General features: G+C 60.3%; 13 protein-coding genes. 4 read left to right on the top strand and 9 right to left on the bottom strand.

Annotation, left to right across the window (positions count from 1 at the left end; translation table 11 throughout):
- Window positions 1–126 precede the first annotated feature (126 nt).
- The 9 genes from KQ661_RS09125 to KQ661_RS22800 form a co-directional block, all read right to left on the bottom strand.
- Window positions 127–837 (bottom strand): CoA transferase subunit A, encoded by a 711-nt coding sequence (locus KQ661_RS09125; protein WP_216686236.1) that lies wholly within the window; start codon window positions 835–837, stop codon window positions 127–129.
- A complete protein-coding gene (locus KQ661_RS09130; protein ID WP_216686237.1) occupies window positions 834–2,087 on the bottom strand; it encodes a carboxypeptidase-like regulatory domain-containing protein in 1,254 nt (417 codons plus the stop codon). The genes KQ661_RS09125 and KQ661_RS09130 overlap by 4 nt, the downstream gene beginning before the upstream one ends.
- Before the next feature lie 46 nt (window positions 2,088–2,133).
- A complete protein-coding gene (locus tag KQ661_RS09135; protein ID WP_216686238.1) occupies window positions 2,134–3,336 on the bottom strand; it encodes a carboxypeptidase-like regulatory domain-containing protein in 1,203 nt (400 codons plus the stop codon).
- Between the two features lie 72 nt (window positions 3,337–3,408).
- The gene (locus KQ661_RS09140) at window positions 3,409–4,356 is read right to left on the bottom strand and encodes a bifunctional riboflavin kinase/FAD synthetase (RefSeq protein ID WP_216686239.1); all 948 of its coding nucleotides are present in this window, start codon (window positions 4,354–4,356) and stop codon (window positions 3,409–3,411) included.
- Window positions 4,357–4,554: 198 nt separating this feature from the next.
- On the bottom strand, window positions 4,555–5,403 hold the full coding sequence (gene truB / locus KQ661_RS09145) for a tRNA pseudouridine(55) synthase TruB (protein WP_216686240.1): 849 nt from the start codon (window positions 5,401–5,403) through the stop codon (window positions 4,555–4,557).
- Window positions 5,403–6,233: an undecaprenyl-diphosphate phosphatase gene (locus tag KQ661_RS09150; protein ID WP_216680341.1), complete on the bottom strand. Its 831-nt coding sequence runs from the start codon at window positions 6,231–6,233 to the stop codon at window positions 5,403–5,405. The genes truB and KQ661_RS09150 overlap by 1 nt, the downstream gene beginning before the upstream one ends.
- Before the next feature lie 87 nt (window positions 6,234–6,320).
- Window positions 6,321–6,644 (bottom strand): DUF3098 domain-containing protein, encoded by a 324-nt coding sequence (locus KQ661_RS09155; RefSeq protein ID WP_216686241.1) that lies wholly within the window; start codon window positions 6,642–6,644, stop codon window positions 6,321–6,323.
- Between the two features lie 118 nt (window positions 6,645–6,762).
- The gene (locus KQ661_RS09160; RefSeq protein ID WP_168674455.1) at window positions 6,763–7,662 is read right to left on the bottom strand and encodes a cell division protein FtsX; all 900 of its coding nucleotides are present in this window, start codon (window positions 7,660–7,662) and stop codon (window positions 6,763–6,765) included.
- A gap of 89 nt (window positions 7,663–7,751) precedes the next feature.
- The gene (locus KQ661_RS22800; protein WP_216686242.1) at window positions 7,752–12,371 is read right to left on the bottom strand and encodes a translocation/assembly module TamB domain-containing protein; all 4,620 of its coding nucleotides are present in this window, start codon (window positions 12,369–12,371) and stop codon (window positions 7,752–7,754) included.
- 185 nt (window positions 12,372–12,556) lie between these two features.
- Between KQ661_RS22800 and tsaD the strand changes: the two genes are divergently transcribed.
- From tsaD to KQ661_RS09185, 4 genes are all read left to right on the top strand, one after another.
- Entirely contained in the window at window positions 12,557–13,570 is a 1,014-nt protein-coding gene (gene tsaD, locus KQ661_RS09170) for a tRNA (adenosine(37)-N6)-threonylcarbamoyltransferase complex transferase subunit TsaD (protein ID WP_216680344.1), read from the top strand.
- Window positions 13,571–13,664: 94 nt separating this feature from the next.
- Window positions 13,665–14,123 carry an SsrA-binding protein SmpB gene (gene smpB, locus KQ661_RS09175; RefSeq protein ID WP_216680345.1) on the top strand — a complete coding sequence of 153 codons (459 nt, stop codon included), beginning with the start codon at window positions 13,665–13,667 and terminating at the stop codon, window positions 14,121–14,123.
- A 133-nt stretch (window positions 14,124–14,256) separates the two neighbouring features.
- Window positions 14,257–15,048 (top strand): C40 family peptidase, encoded by a 792-nt coding sequence (locus tag KQ661_RS09180; protein ID WP_226915781.1) that lies wholly within the window; start codon window positions 14,257–14,259, stop codon window positions 15,046–15,048.
- Between the two features lie 227 nt (window positions 15,049–15,275).
- Window positions 15,276–15,767: an HNH endonuclease gene (locus tag KQ661_RS09185; RefSeq protein ID WP_216680346.1), complete on the top strand. Its 492-nt coding sequence runs from the start codon at window positions 15,276–15,278 to the stop codon at window positions 15,765–15,767.
- Window position 15,768: the final 1 nt, after the last annotated feature.

Genomic DNA, 15,768 nt, shown 5'->3' on the forward strand with positions numbered 1-15,768 from the left:
GGGAAGGGTTGAAAGGGGGAAGGCGCAGTTGTAGTAGTAGGTTATGGTAACTTTTAAATATAAGCGTATGCTCCGGTCTGACCGCTCTAGGTGGTCAGACCGGAGCATACGCTTACTCATCAACGACTACTGACGCTTCGCTTCCTCCCGCACCGTGCGCTGCTCGATGCGCTTCTCATACTGCTCACCCTGATAGATGCGCTGCACGAAAATGCCCGGCGTGTGAATCTGGTTGGGGTCGAGCTCGCCGGCGGGCACCAGCTCTTCCACCTCGGCCACGGTGATTTTGCCGGCCGTGGCCATCATCGGGTTGAAATTGCGGGCCGTGCCTTTGTAGATGAGGTTGCCGGCCGTGTCGCCCTTCCAGGCTTTCACGAAGGCAAAATCGGCCGTAAGTCCCATTTCCAGCAGGTACATTTTGCTGTTGAACTCGCGGCTTTCCTTGTTTTCGCCCACCTCGGTGCCGTAGCCGGCGGGGGTGAAGAAGGCCGGAATGCCCGCCCCGCCCGCCCGGATGCGCTCGGCCAGGGTGCCCTGCGGAATCAAATCCACTTCCAGCTCGCCGCTCAGCAGCTGGCGCTCAAACTCGGCATTTTCGCCCACGTAGCTCGAAATCATCTTGCGCACCTGCTTGGTTTGCAGCAGCAGGCCAATGCCAAAGTCATCGACGCCGGCATTGTTGGAGATGCAGGTGAGGTCTTTTATGCCGAGGCGGAGGATTTCCTGAATCGAGTTTTCGGGGATGCCGCATAGGCCGAAGCCGCCGAGCATCAGGGTCATGCCATCGGCGAGGCCCTGCAGGGCGGCTTGCACGTTGGGAACGGTTTTGTCTATCATGGGTGGGTTGGGATTGGGGCGGCCGAAGCCGGCGGCAGGTAATTCACGGGTAAAAATTCACCCATTTTTTCGAACCCCCAGTATTCGTCGGTAAATACGGCCATCGGGTTCGTCAATTGGCCGTTGGGTTGAATCTCCACTTCGGGCTCCAGCAGCTTCAGTTGCGACACCTGCTCGGTGGGCGGGTTCATCGCAATCCGCACGTTGCTGACCGCAGACCGCAGGTAATGCGGGTCAGGCGACTCGCGGGAATAAGTCACCTGCAAATAATCGGTAAACCGCAGGAAAACCTGTGCCGCAGGTGCACTCACCCGGCGAAGGCTGTCGATGGGCCGGGCCGCGGTATAAAGCGTGGAATAGATTTCCGCCTCCTTGCCCCAGCGCGCCAGCGAGTCGTTGTCGGCGCGTGAGAGGCCGGTATTGCGGCGCGCACGAAACAGCGACCAGCGCAGACTGTCGGCACGGGCGTAGCGGGAGTTGAGCACCATGCGCAGCCGCTGCACCAAAAAGCCTTCGGCCGATACCTGATTGTCATGCACGCTTTTGAGGAAGTGCGTGAGCGAGCCCCGATAGGCTTTCGCGCGGTTTTGTTCCCACTGGAGCTGCTCTTGCTCGTTGCGCGGGGACATTTCCTCAAATGCTGGCTGCCCGTAAAATTTGACCAGGTTTTTGCTGAAATAGTAGTCGAACTGCAATCCATAGTATTTGATACGATACCCAAGGGCTTGGTTATCGACCTGCACATAGGTGGGCGACGACGCCGTGAGCACGTTTTTGTCGGCGTCGAAGTCCACCAGCACCTCGTCGGGGTTGCGGATGCGGCACTGGCGCGAAAACGTGGTCTGGCCCAGAAATAACGTCACGAACTTCTGGTAGTTTGCCGCCCGGTCGGGGTTGCGTCGGGGTTTGGCACGCACGACCACCTCGCCCAATTGGTTGGGGATGGGCGCGAGCTGCAAGGTGAGCTGCTGGGGCGAGGCACCCATGGTGATTTTTCGCTTGGCCAGGCGGTAGCCCACGTAGGAGCCCACCACGTCGTAGTTTCCGGCCGGCACCCTCGGGAAACTAAACTGGCCCTGCTCGGTGGTGGTCACGCCCAGCGTGGTGTTGGCCAGAAACACGCTGGCAAAGGCCAGCGGCTGCTGCGTCACCGAATCGAGCGCCACGCCGCTCAGGCTATCCTGCGCCCTGGCACCATCGGGCCGCATCAGCAGCAGCAACAACAGCAGAAGCACCGGGGAGAAGCGCATTCGGGCAGACCAGGAATAGTAGTAAACGGAAAAACCGGCCCGGCCCCTACCGGCGCGGCGCGGCCGAAGATACCGTGGGCGGCATGTAGTCGAACGGCAAAAACTCGCCAATTTTCTCGAAGCCCCAGTATTCGCCGTTGTACACGTCGAGCGGGTTTAGCAGCGAGCCGTTGGCCTGAATGGCGGCCTCGCGGCCCTGCAGCTTGAGGCGCGACACCTGCCGCTTGGCCGGATACGGGATTTTGGGGTAGCCCAACGGCGACATCGGCCGCCGGTACAGCGGGTCGGGGGCCTCGCCGAAGTGCGCCACCTGCAGCTCGCCCGTGAAGCGTAGGAACGTGCGCCGCCCGTTGGTTTCCACCCGCCGGATGCTGTCGATGGGCAGCGGCTTCTGGTTGAGCGTGGCGATAACCGGGGCCATGTCCTCCCACTTATCGAGCGAGTCCTGCTCGGCGGCCGTGAATTTATTATCGGGCCGGCTGGTCAGCAGGGCGAGGCGCTTCTCTTCGGCGCGCTCGAAGCGTGGGTTCGCGCCCACGATGATTTGCTGCGTCAGGAAGCCCTCGGCCTGCACGCGGTTATTGTACACGCTGCGCAGAAAGTGCATAAATGAGCCCGTGTAGGCCGTGAGGCGATTGGCCGCCCACTGCTTGCGCTGGCGCTCATCGCGCGGCTTCAGCTCCTCAAATACGGGCTGGCCGTAGTAAGAAATCGAGCCGTCGTCGTCGTCGGCCGCGAAGTACAGGCCGTAGTATTTCAGGCGGTAGCCCAGGGCCTCGTTGTCAATCTGCACAAATTCCTTGGCCTGGGCGGTCAGGGTTTTGGTCGAGTCGTCGTAGAATACCCGCACATCGTCGGGGTTGCTGATGCGGCACTGCGCCGAAAACGTGCTGCCGCCGATGAATAGTTTTGCGAATTTCTGATACTCCTCCGGCTTGTTGGGCTCCGGTTTCACCACCACTTCGCCCAGCTGGTTGCCGGTGGGGGCCAGCTGCAGCGTGATTTGCTGAGCGGCGGCCGTCATGGTCACCGACTGCTTGGCCAGGCGGTAGCCCACGTAGGAGCCCACCACGTCGTAAGTGCCGGCCGGCACTTTCGGGAACGTGAACTGGCCCTGCTCGGTAGTCGTCGCACCCAGCGTGGTGTTGGCCAGGAATACGCTGGAAAACGCCAGCGGCTCGTGCGTCACCGAATCCAGGACTACGCCGGTCAGCTTGCCTTGGGCGTGCGCCGCGTTCCACGTTCCCAACCAGCAGCAGCAAATCGATAATAAACGCAAATATCTCATTACGAAACAATAAGGTATAATAATAGCGGCCGGCTAAGCCAGCGCGGCCCGCGTGTTCTGCGCATCCAACGCCAATTGGGCAGTTAGCGCGTCCAGGCCGTTGTATTTTTCTTCGCCCCGCAGCCAGGCCACAAACTCCAGCGTCAGCTGCTGGTCGTATAAGTCACCGCCGAAATCCAGGAGATTCACCTCAATTGTCTGAGCCAAATCGGTGCCAATTGTGGGCCGCACCCCAATACTGAGCATGGCCTGATGCCGCGTGCCCGCCGCCGTAGTGGCCCACACCGCATAAATGCCCAAAGCCGGCACCAGCTTCAATGGTTCCAGAATGGCCAGATTAGCTGTGGGATAGCCAATGGTACGGCCGAGCTTCTGGCCATGCACCACCAGGCCCGTGAGCGGATAGTGGTAGCCCAGGTAGCGGTTGGCGGTGGCAATGTCGCCCTCGCGTAGCGCCTGCCGGATGCGGGTGCTGCTCACGCCCACGGCGTCCACGTCCTCGCGCGGGATTTCCTCCACGGTCAGGCCGTAGCGGTCGGCGTTCTGACTAAGGTAGTCGAAGCCGCCTTCGCGGTTTTTGCCGAATCGGTGGTCATAGCCAATCACCAGCTGCTTGGCGCCCACGGTTTTCAGCAGCAGGTTCTGAATGTATTCTTCCGAAGTCCACTGCGCAAACTCCCTGGTAAACGGCACGATGAGCAGGTAGTCCACGCCGCGTGCGGCCAGCCTGGCAATGCGCTCATCCAGCGTGTTCAACAGCTGCAAATCCAGCAGCTCGGGGTGGGAGGGGGGCGGGCCCAGCACCAGGCGCGGGTGCGGCCAGTAGGTAATCACCACCGACGGCCCGCCGCTGGCCTGCGCCACCTCGCACAGCCGCGCCAGAATGCGCTGGTGCCCCACGTGCACGCCATCAAACGTGCCGCTGGTAACAACAGCATTGCCAAGAAACGGAAAATAAGCCGGGTCGCGGATGACGTGCATAAGGCGCCGGGGATGCAAATGGAAGGTAAATAGAGCGCCACGAAGGTAGCGGTTATGGCGTTGTACGAGGGTAGAGACGCCCTATTTGGCGTCTCGTCGTTGCTGATGTTGTTTACGCGCTTTATGCGCTTTATGCGGTGCGAACGGTGTGGTTCCGGTCGTTCAACAACGAGCCGCACAATCCTGCGCCTCTACAACCTACTCCGTTGGCGTTTCGGGTGCGTCAGTGGCATCTTTTGCGGCCTCGTGCTCCTTGGCCGCCAGGGCATCGGCCTGGAGCGCGGCAAAATATTGCAGGCCAGCGCGGTTGGGGGCAGTGTGGGGCCGCTCGCGGCGGGGCCGGGCGGGCGTTTCGCCCTCGGGCCGGGGCGGGCGCAGGGCTTCAATGGCTTCGAGCGTAAAGGCATCCTCTACCCGATACTCGCCGATGCGGGTACGCACCAGCCGCGTGAGGTGCGCGCCGCAGCCCAGGGCCACGCCCAAGTCGCGGGCCAGGCTGCGGACGTAGGTGCCCTTGGAACACACCACCCGAAAATCGACTTCGGGCAGCGCGATGCGCGTGAGCTCGAAGGTCTTGATTTCGACCGATTTGGCTTTTATTTCAGCCTCCTGGCCGGTGCGGGCCAGCTCATAGGCACGCTTGCCGTCGATTTTCACAGCCGAGAAAATGGGCGGCGTTTGCTGGATAAGGCCCATGAACTGAGCGGTGGCGGCCATAATCTCCTCATCGATGAGGTGGGCGTAGGGCCGGGCCATGTCCACGGCGGTTTCCAGGTCGAAGCTGGGGGTGGTTTCGCCGAGGCGGAAGGTGCCGGTGTATTCTTTTTCCTGGGCCTGAATGAGGTCGATTTCCTTGGTTTTCTTGCCCGTGCAGAGGATGAGCAGGCCGGTAGCCAAGGGGTCGAGCGTGCCGGCGTGGCCGATTTTCCTGATGCGCAGCGTGTTCTTCACCTTGCGCACCACGTCGAAGGAAGTCCACGTCAGGGGCTTGTCGAGGAGTAATACTTCGCCCGTTTCAAAGTCGTAATCGGCCAGGGTCTTCGTCATTATACCAGGTTTAAGGGCAGCTTCAATGCCAACATAATCAACAGAATACCGCCCGCGATAATGCGGTAGATACCAAAGGCTCGGAAGCCATACTTCGCTACAAAGCCCACAAACAGCCGGATGGCCAGCAGCGCCACCACAAACGCCACTGCGTTGCCTAGTGCCAGCTGCTTCAGCTCCGTGGCCGAGAACAGGTGCGATACATCGGCCCCGGCCGCCCTGGCGTCTTTGTAGTAATCGTAAATGTCTTTCACCGCCGCCGCTGCCATGGTGGGCATGGCCAGGAAGAAGGCAAACTCCGCCGCTGCCCGGCGCGTGAGCTTCTGGGTGAGGCCGCCGATGATGGTGGCCGCCGAGCGGCTGGTGCCCGGTACCACGGCCAAACACTGGAACAGGCCGATAATCAGCGCTTCCTTAAAGCTGGGATTGGTGACGGGGTGGCCGCCTTCCTGCGGGTCTTCCTGCGGAAACCAGCGGTCGATAAACAGCAGCACCACACCGCCCACCACGAGCATCATGGCCACGGTGGTCACGGATTCGAGCAGCGCGTCGATGTGCTTTTTGAACAGCAGCCCCACCACCACAATGGGTAAAAAAGCCACCAACAGCTTCAGATAGAAGTCAATATTCTGAAAAAAGCGCTTGTAATACACCACAAACACCGATAGAATCGCGCCCAGCTGAATAACCACCAGGTAGAGCTTGAAAAACGGCGTGGGCGGAATACCCAGCAGGGCCGAAGCAATAATCATGTGCCCGGTGCTGGAAACGGGCAAAAACTCGGTAATGCCCTCCACGATGGCGAGGAGCAGCGCGTGCCAATAAGTCATTTAAACAGGTGGTCGGTTAACGGTAAGCAACTAATAACGAGTCGTGGCCAATGCAAATGGAAGAGGCCAACCGCTCGCTGCCAGGCGCTAGTAAGGGCGCTTGTAAGCCGGCGCGGCAGCGGGCGTAGTGGTCGCGCCGGGAGCATCGGTCGTGAAGGCCGGCGTGACCACCGAGGCGGTGGGGGCGGCAACCAGCGACTTATCGCGCACCATAATGGCGGCAAACTCCACGGCAAACCCGGCGATGAGCAGCAACGGCCCAAGCGTGATGCCCACGAAATCCTCGCCGTAATTGGCCTTGTCGCCAAACATCATGGTGATGAAGCCGGCGGCCAGCAGGGCCAGGCCCGCCCACATCAGGCGGTAGTTGCGGGGACCAAAGGCGAAGCGGAAAGCGGGAGAAGGATTCATTTAACAATTAACATTTATCATTTAACAATCTTTTCATTTATCATTTATCATTTAACAGTCGTTCAATTGGCGCTATTAGTCCCGTCGAACGGCTGTTAAATGGTAATTGATAAATGATTTAATACAAGTCGTCGAGCGACATTTTGAGGTACTTGTGCACAGCGCGGGCCGAGCTGAAGAAGCCAATCACCACGCCCAGCCCGATAACGCCGAGCAGGAGCAAGCCCAGGCGCAGGTCGTCGCGCAACAGGCGCAGCGGCTCTACTTCGAGGTAGGCGTATTGCAGCAGCGCCACCAGAATCAGGGCCGCCAGCAGGCCACTGGCAAGGCCCTGCCAGGTAGCCCGCCGCAAAAACGGCTGCTGGATAAAGAGCCGCGTCGCGCCCACCAGTTGCATGGACCGGATGAGAAAGCGCTGCGAAAACAGCGCCAGCTTAATCGTATTGTTAATCAGGATGACCACCACCAGCACCAGCACCGCCGCAAAGCCCAGCAGCACGAGGCTCACCCGCGTCAGGTTGTTGTTGATGCTGGCGAACAAATCCTGCGGATACTGCACCTCAAACACGCCGCGTTGGGCCGAAATGTTGCGGTTGAGCTGGCCCAGATGCGTAGTGTCGGTGAATTCGGGCTTGATTTTGAGCACGTAAGCATCGCGCAGCGGGTTGTCGCCGAGGAACTGGCGGAAATCCTCGCCGGTGCTTTGCAGCAGCTGGCGGGCCCCTTCCTCCTTGCTCACAAAGCGAATCTGGGGCTTGCCGTTGCGCTCGGCCACGAAGGGCTGCTGGCCCAGGTCCTGCTGCAGGCGCAGCAATTCCGTTTCGGGCAGGTCGCGGTCGAGGTACACCTGCACTTCCAGGTTTTCGCGCACCACTTCACTCAGCTTCTGGGCGTGTACCAGCAGCAGACCGAACAGGCCAATCACCACCAAGGCCAGCGTAATGCTGAACACCACGAGCAAAGTAGGGTAGGAGCCGAGCTTTTTCTTGCGGGAATGTGAGGTGGTTGGGGCAGCCATATCCGGCAAAGGTAGCAGGGGATAAGGAATAGGGGATAAAGGAATACGGGCAGTATTCTTTTATCCCCTATTCCTTATCCCCCAACTCCTCACAAGTTCGTGCGCGGGTCCTCGTCTACCGTCATCACTTCTTTGCTTTCGCGGGCTTTCTGGGTGTTGCGCTCCTTCTTTCCGGGGTTTTTGCGGGTGAACAGCTCCCCGAACGAGTTGAACTGCTCGGTGTGCAGCAGCGAAAGGCCCGCCCGGGGCTGATTGATGGTTTCCAGGTCGCGGGGGGTGGTTTCGTAGCGCAGCTTCGCCCGAAACTTGCCATCGGGCCGCAGGTAATATTCCAGGCTGAGGTCGCCGAGCAGGGAGGCCTGGCCGGCCGTGTTGCCGGTGCTGGTGGGGATGGTGGAAGTGCCGCCCGTGGCGCTGTTCACCAGGTTGGGGTTGTTGGTAAAGCCGCCTTCCCGCGTCACGCGCAGGCGCCCATTCAAGAACGAGTAGCTGAGGCGCACTTGCAGGGCCTGCAGCTGCTCGGGGGTGATGCCGTTGATGTTGAAGTCAATTTCCAGGTTCTGGTCGATTTGCGAAGTGAGCAGGCCGAGCTGGGTACTCAGCACCTGGCCCAGGCTTTTGAAGGCCGTGTTGTCCTGCCCCCGAATGGAAATGGTGTTGCCAAATGAGCCTGGCGGCGACAGCTGCTTGAAAACCAATAAGCTAAAAACCTGACGGTTGAGCTCCTGCTCGTCGTTGCGTAGCGAAGTGGTGAAGGCCGCCAGGTCGCCCTGGAGCGTGCCCGGCGTGTCGTTGAACTCCAGGTTGAGCTTGATGGCCGGCAGCAGCAGCGGCCCGGTCAGGTTCATCACGGCCGTCACGGGCACCACGGCCACGCTGCCCGACGAGCCCGCGCCCAGCACCGGGGCCAGCGAGGTACGCTGCGTGTAGGTTGCTGTCACGTTCATCTCGCCGGCCAGTGGGTCGCCGTTCCAGGAAATAATGCCGCCGGGCCGCACCACAAACTCCTTGTTGATAAGGCCTTGCAGCGTGAAATTGTACGCGCCCCGCACAATCTCAACCTGCCCGTACATGTTGAATTCGCCGCGCGTATCAATGGCCATGCGCAACTGCCCGGCGGCCGAGCCGCGAATCACATCCCCCGTGCTTTCATCGAGCAGAATCTCAACATAAGCCTCGGGGGTGATGGTCAGGTTCATGTTGAGCTTGATGCCCGACAGGTCCACTTTGTCCTGCGCGGCTACCACTATGGCCTTTTTCGTGATGACGGTATCGCCCACCGGATTGTTATTCACGAACTTAATGTAGCCGGCCTTCTCGGCCTTGGCCGTGTTGTCGAGGGGCAGGCTGACGCGGGTGCCGGCCTCGCTGCTGGCCCGTACGGTCACGTCCAGGTCATCGGTGGGGCCGGTTATGCGGGCAGTGCCGGTGGCATAGGCGGTGCCGAAATAAAGCTCATTATCCTTGCGCGTGGTGTTGAGTACCTGCATCTTGCGGAAATTAGCCGCAATGTCGAGGCTCATATCCTTGAAGCCGCGGTGGTTCACAATGCCGTCTACGGTGCCGGTGTTGCCCAGCACATCGCGCAGCCTGATGTTGTGGAACTCTATCGACTTGTCAGTAAAGCTGATGCGGTCGGCAAAAGTGTATGTGGTGCCCAGGTAGCCGAAGGTGAGGCGGCCGTTGCTCACATCCACGTAGCCCAGCAGATTGGGCGCGCCAAACAGGCCCGTGAGGCGCAGCTCGCCGCGCCCGGTGCCGCCCAGGTTTTTGAACAGCGACCCCAGAAAAGGCTGCGCCAGCACAATGGGCGCATCGTTCAGGGTGCCGGTGAGGTTGAACTGGTTGGTCTGGTCTCGCGGTGCAATTTCGCCCAGCACGGTCAGTACCGACTGGCCGGCGCGGGCCACGTCCATGTTCACGCGCAACTTGCCGGCGGCGTTGTCCCAGTCGCCGCGCCCTGCCACCTGCCCAATCAGCGTGCCGTCGTATTTCAGCGAGTCCACGCCCAGCGTGCTGCTGATGGCCAGCGGGCCGTACACGCCGCTCACGGTGCCCTGGGCATTCACGCGGCCTGAGAGGTTCTGGCCGGTCAGCGTTTTGAGCGTGGCCAACTCGAAATCCTTGATTTGCAGCTGCAATGGCGGCTGGCTGGCATCGGGCGAGATGATGCCCTGCGCGCCCACAAACTGCTCGCCGTTGCTGAAAGTCAGGTTCTTGATGTCGAATTCCTTGCCGTAGTTCGAAATCCGCACCGAGTTGTTCTCCGCGATGGTCCAGTTCTCATCCAGCAGGTGCACGTCGGATTGCCGAAAAATCACCTCTACCGCCCGGGCCAGGAAACCCAGCGAACCGTTAATGGTGGCCTTGTTGGTAGTGCCCGTCTGAGCCAGCGAGGTCGAGAAGTTGATGCGCTGCTGGTCCCACACGCCTTCCATAATAAATTTCTCGGTGCGGCCCAGCCCCGGTAGTACCTGTCGGTCGCTCGTGATGCTGGCCTGGGCCAGAATATCGGATTTGTAAGGCAGCTTCGAGGTGAGGAAGTCGAAGTCGTCGTTCACCGTTTGCACCGGGCCGTAGCGCAGGCTGTCGAGGTGGCCGCCGAGCTGGAAAATCGACGTGGCCCCGTTCCGGAACGAGCCGTCGATGCGGCTGCCATCGGCCACCCGCAAATCGGGCACAAACAGCGTCAGGAGCGGGTTGGCTTTTTTCAGATTCAGCAGTAAGTCAACCTGGTACACCGGCAGTGTGCGCTGGCGCTTGCGCCGGTAATAATCGGCCGTAGCGGCGGCATTGCTCTCAAAATTGAGGCGGTACTCGGTGATGAGCGTCTGCACGTCGCGCACCACATCGGAGGTATTGAAGGTGCCGGCCAGGCTGGCGTTCAGCGCCTCCGAGCGCAGCGTTACGCGGCGCTGGTTCAGCCGGCTGCGGGTGCTCACCACGTCCAGCGTATCGAGGTCGAGCTTGCGGCCATCGAACATGAAGCGCGAGTGGCGCAGGTAGGCGTAGCCAATGAGCGAATCGAGCTGCACGCCCTTAAACTTCACGTCGGCCGTGGTGCTCACGGTTAGCGGCTGGCTCATCAGGCCGAGGGTGCGCAGGTTGGCGAAGTCGATTTTGGTCTTGAGGTCAACGCTTTCGTGCTTGCGCTCCAGGTCGATGTGGCCATCGGCCACCAGGCGCACGGCCGGGTCGTTCACACTCGCGTGGCCGTTGAAGTGCAGCGGCCGGAAGTCGCCATCAAACGCAATATTGTGGTAGCGGTAACCATTCAGCCAGATGGCCGGCACCGTGAGCTTGGCCTTGCCCTGCGCGAAAGCCGGCAGGAAGCCCGTGCCCGCCACACGGCCATTCAGCGTCACGTCCCGGATTACACTTTCATCGCCCAGAAACTTGCCCAGCTCGAACGCATTGGAGCGCACCGTGCCCTCGTAAGTAGCGTGCGTCAGGTCGGTTTTGGTCTTGAGGTTCACGTCCGTCGCCACGAAGCCCAGGGCGGTATCAAACGAGGCATTGGCCACGAAATCGTTGTAGAATCCCAGCACCTGGCCCTGTAATTTTACTTTGCCCAGGCGCTGCACAATCGTGTTGGCCGCCGCCGGCAGCCACTTTTTCAGGTCATTGGCCACCACCACCGAGGGCAGCAGGCGTAGGTCGATAAAGCTCTCCTTGTAGTTGGGCAGGCCGTCGGCGTGGGCGCGCTTGGCCACAATGTGGGTGCCGGTGCCGTAGCGCACGTCCAGGTTGTTCACCTTGAAATCGCGCACGTAGCCTGAGGCATCGCCCGAAATGGCTACCGACTCGTGCATTTCGCTCAGCTGCGGCGCAAACTTGGCAATATCATCCGAATAAACCTTTGAGTTGCGCAGGTGCGCAATGGTCTTCATCGAGTCATTATAATCGGTAAAGTTGCCAAATACCCGAAACTCAAACCGCACATAATCCTTAATCTGGCTGCGGCCCACGCGCAGGCTTAAGTCCTTGAATTCCCAGAAATGCGGCCCATACGTCATATCCGCCGTGATTTCGCGCAGCGGCGTCCGGGAGGGCGTTTCCACGGCGTGCAGCTGGCTGATGCGCATGCGCAGCGTGTCTTCGAATCGAATTTTGGAGATGTCGGCGTAGATGCTGTCCACCAGCAAATGGTCGTAGTCGATGCTCTGGCCGTAGGTTTTGGCGTGCGGCAGGTCGCCTTTTTCAATGGCGAAATGGCCGTTGCGCAGGGCTACGTTGGCAATCTGAAAATCGAACGGGGCCGACTTACTGGTGTCTGTCGAGGGCCCAATCAGCCGCTTCACCGAGGCCATAAACTGGCTGAAGGTGGTGGAGTCGGGCTGGCCGGGTAGGTTTTTCAGCTCGAAGCGCGGCTCATTCAGCGTGAGCGTGGCAATGTGCAAATGCCTCGGGTCGAATACCGAAAACAACGAAATATCCGCATCGGCCCGGCCAATGCTGAATAGCTCGCCGCCGCGCCGGTCCTTCACGCTCACCCCATCGAGCAGCACGCGGGAGAAGGGCCGGATATCAACCCCGCCAATCGTCACCTGCTGGCCCAGTTTTCGCGTCAGCATGTCGGCCGCCTCGCGGGCCAGCCGTGTTTGCACGCTTGGAATGCGCAACGCCACCAGCGCCCCCACAATAGCCAATACCAGCAGCAGGCCCATGCCCAGTAGTATTTTTAGCAGAATGAAGAGGAAACGACGCACCGGGGCAGGAGGAATGAACGCGGGAAACGCGGGTTAATCCGCAAAGTTGCGGTTTTTTAGTCGTTACCGGCAATCAAAGGTCGGCGTAGCCAACTATCAGGCCAATGGAACGGCCACCATTGGGCCGTGGTTCAACGCTATTGCGCCGTAGTGCGACCTTTGCGCACCCAACTTCGATTAAACCCATGCCCGCTTACCCCATTATCCTCGCCATCGAATCGTCGTGCGACGACACCGGCGCGGCCGTCCTGGCCGGCGGCCAGCTGCTGAGCAACGTCGTGGCCACCCAAAAAGTCCACGAGCAGTACGGCGGCGTAGTACCCGAGCTGGCCTCGCGCGCGCACCAGCAGCACCTGCTGCCCGTCGTCACGGCCGCTCTCAAAGAAGCCGGCATCACCAAAGACGACCTCGATGCTGTGGCCGTTACCCAGGGTCCCGGCCTGCTGGGTTCCTTATTGGTAGGTGGTATGTTCGCCAAGACCTTAGCCCTGGCCCTCGACAAGCCGCTGTTGGCCGTGAACCACATGCGCGCCCACATCCTGGCCCATTTCCTGCGCGACCCCAAGCCGGATTTCCCCTTCCTCTGCCTCACCGTGAGCGGCGGCCACACGCAGCTGGTGGTAGTGAAATCGGCCCTGGAAATGGAAGTCATCGGCCAGACCATCGACGATGCCGCCGGCGAAGCCTTCGACAAAACCGCCAAGCTGCTCGGCCTGCCGTACCCCGGCGGCCCGCACCTCGACAAGCTGGCCCGCCAGGGCAACCCGCTGCGCTTCGCCTTCCCGGTAGGTGCCATGCCCGGCTACGATTTTTCTTTCAGCGGCCTGAAAACGTCGGTGATGTACTTCCTGAAAAAGGAAGTAGCCGCCAACCCCGATTTCGTGGCCGAAAACCTGCCCGACCTCTGCGCCAGCATCCAGCACACCATTGTGGCTACGCTGCTGCGCCAGCTCCGCCGCGCCGCCGCCGATACCGGCCTGACGCAGGTGGCGCTGGCCGGCGGCGTGGCCGCCAATTCCGGCCTGCGTACCGCCCTGGAGGCCGAAGCCGTGGCCCAAAACTGGCAGGTTTTCATTCCCGATTTCGCCTTTTGCACCGATAATGCCGCCATGGTCGCCATGACCGCGCATTTTCAGTATGAAGCCGGCGACTTCGCCACCCAGCTCAGCAGCCCCAACCCGCGCCTGAAGCTGACGTAGGTTTGTGGCATAAGCTTCAGCTTGTGCGGACGAACGTTCAACGATAAAACGCACAAGCTGAAGCTTATGCCACACTGACTACCGAATTCCCATCATGGCCAAAGACGATAAACCTGTTATCATCAACATCAAAAACCGCCGCGCCGGCCACGAATACACCTTCCTGGCCAAGTACGACGCGGGCGTGATGTTGCAAGGCACCGAAATAAAAAGCATCCGCGAAGGCAACGTGAACCTCACCGATGGCTACTGCACCTTCGACCAGCGCGGCGACCTCTGGATTCACAGCATCCGCATCGCGCCCTATTCCTTAGGTACTTACAACAACCACGACGCCATGCGTACCCGCAAGCTCCTGCTCAACAAGCGCGAGCTCAAGCAGCTGGCTGGCAAAGCTGTAGACCAGGGCCTCACCATCATCCCCCTGCGCCTGTTCGTGACAGACCGCGGCTTTGCTAAAATCGAAATCGCCCTCGCCCAGGGCAAAAAGCTCTACGACAAGCGCAACGACCTCAAGGAAAAAGCCCAGAAGCGCGACATGGAAAGAATGTGATGAATGTGGGTGATGTGGAAATGTGATAATTGAATGACTCTGTTTGAGGCGATAGTAGCATCTTTGCAGTCTGTGAAAGCGTGAACAGAAATTAATTTTCACATTTCCACATCACCCACATTCTCACATTATTTTGAATCCCGGCATCTGCGCGCTCAGCGCCGTCCCCGTCCGCGCCGAGCCCAACGACCGGGCCGAGCTCGTTACCCAACTGCTTTTTGGCGAGTGCTACCACATTTTGGTGAAGCAGGAAAGCTGGCTGCAGGTCCAGCTCGCCGCCGACGACTACATAGGTTGGATTGATGCCAAGCAGCACACGCCCGTTTCGCCCGAGTACTACGCCGCCTGGCGCGCCCAGGACCACCCCCGCGCCCTCGACGTAGTGCAGGCCGTGAGCGACGCTACCACCAAAATCCCGCTCACCCTGGGCTGCCGCCTGCCGTTTTTCGATGGCATGAATGTGCGTATCGGCGAGCGCAACTACTTCTACAACGGCACTGCCACCAACCCCGCCGCCGCGCCTGATACCGCCCGCCAGGCGGCTCTGCTGCGCAAAATCGCCGTCATGTACCTGAAGGCACCTTACGTGTGGGGCGGCAAGAGTGTCTTCGGCCTCGACTGCTCCGGCCTCTGCCAGCAGCTTTATGGCCTGCTCGGCATCCAGCTCCCGCGCGATGCCCGCCAGCAAATCGACCACGGCCGCCCCGTGCATTTCGTGCCCCAGGCCAAATTCGGCGACCTCGCCTTCTTTGATAACGCCGAAGGCCGCATCGTGCACGTCGGCATGGTGATGGACGAGGGCCAGATTCTACACGCCCACGGCGAAGTCCGCCTCGACCCGCTCGACCACAACGGCATCTACAACCGCGACCGGCAAAAGTATTCGCACAAGCTGCGGCTGATAAAGCGCCTGTTGCCGGAGTAGGGGGGAGCAAGAGTAAAAAGGCCGTCATGCAGAGCGCAGCGAAGCATCTTGCCTGCCACCACTAATTCATTCGATTGGATTACTGCTGCGAGCAAGATGCTTCGCTGCGCTCTGCATGACGGTCTTGCTTCGTCCCTGATTGCCCAGCTGAACTTAACCCCCACACGCTTGTTTATCTGCTCGGAAACCGCTAGCTTTCGGCGGGTTATCCGAAACCCAACGCGTGTATGGACCAAAAAGTGTTAGTGCTGAATGGCGACTATACCGCCATCACCCTGTGCAGCGTGCAAAAGGCGTTTGTGCTCCTGTTTCTCGACAAAGCGGAAATGGTAGCCAAGTCCGACGGCACGCTCCGAACGATTTCGCAGGCTTACCCCAAGCCAAGCATCATCCGCTTGCAGCGCTACGTGCGCGTGCCCTACAAGGGCATTGCTCTGAGCCGCCACAACATCTTCAAGCGCGACCATTTCGAGTGCCAGTACTGCGGCTCGCCCAAGAATCTCACGCTCGACCACGTCGTGCCCCGCTCGCGCGGTGGAGAATCTTCGTGGACCAACCTGCTCACGGCCTGCGCCCGCTGCAACCACGCCAAAGGCCACCAAACGCCTAATGAAGCGGGTTTGACCATCCGGCAGCAGCCCAAAAAGCCGACCTTGGCGGGCTTCCTCCGCCTCTCGGCCGGCACTATCGACCAGAACTGGCACGCCTATCTAAACTAAG

This window comes from Hymenobacter siberiensis (assembly GCF_018967845.1).
In the GTDB taxonomy this organism is placed as follows: domain Bacteria; phylum Bacteroidota; class Bacteroidia; order Cytophagales; family Hymenobacteraceae; genus Hymenobacter; species Hymenobacter siberiensis.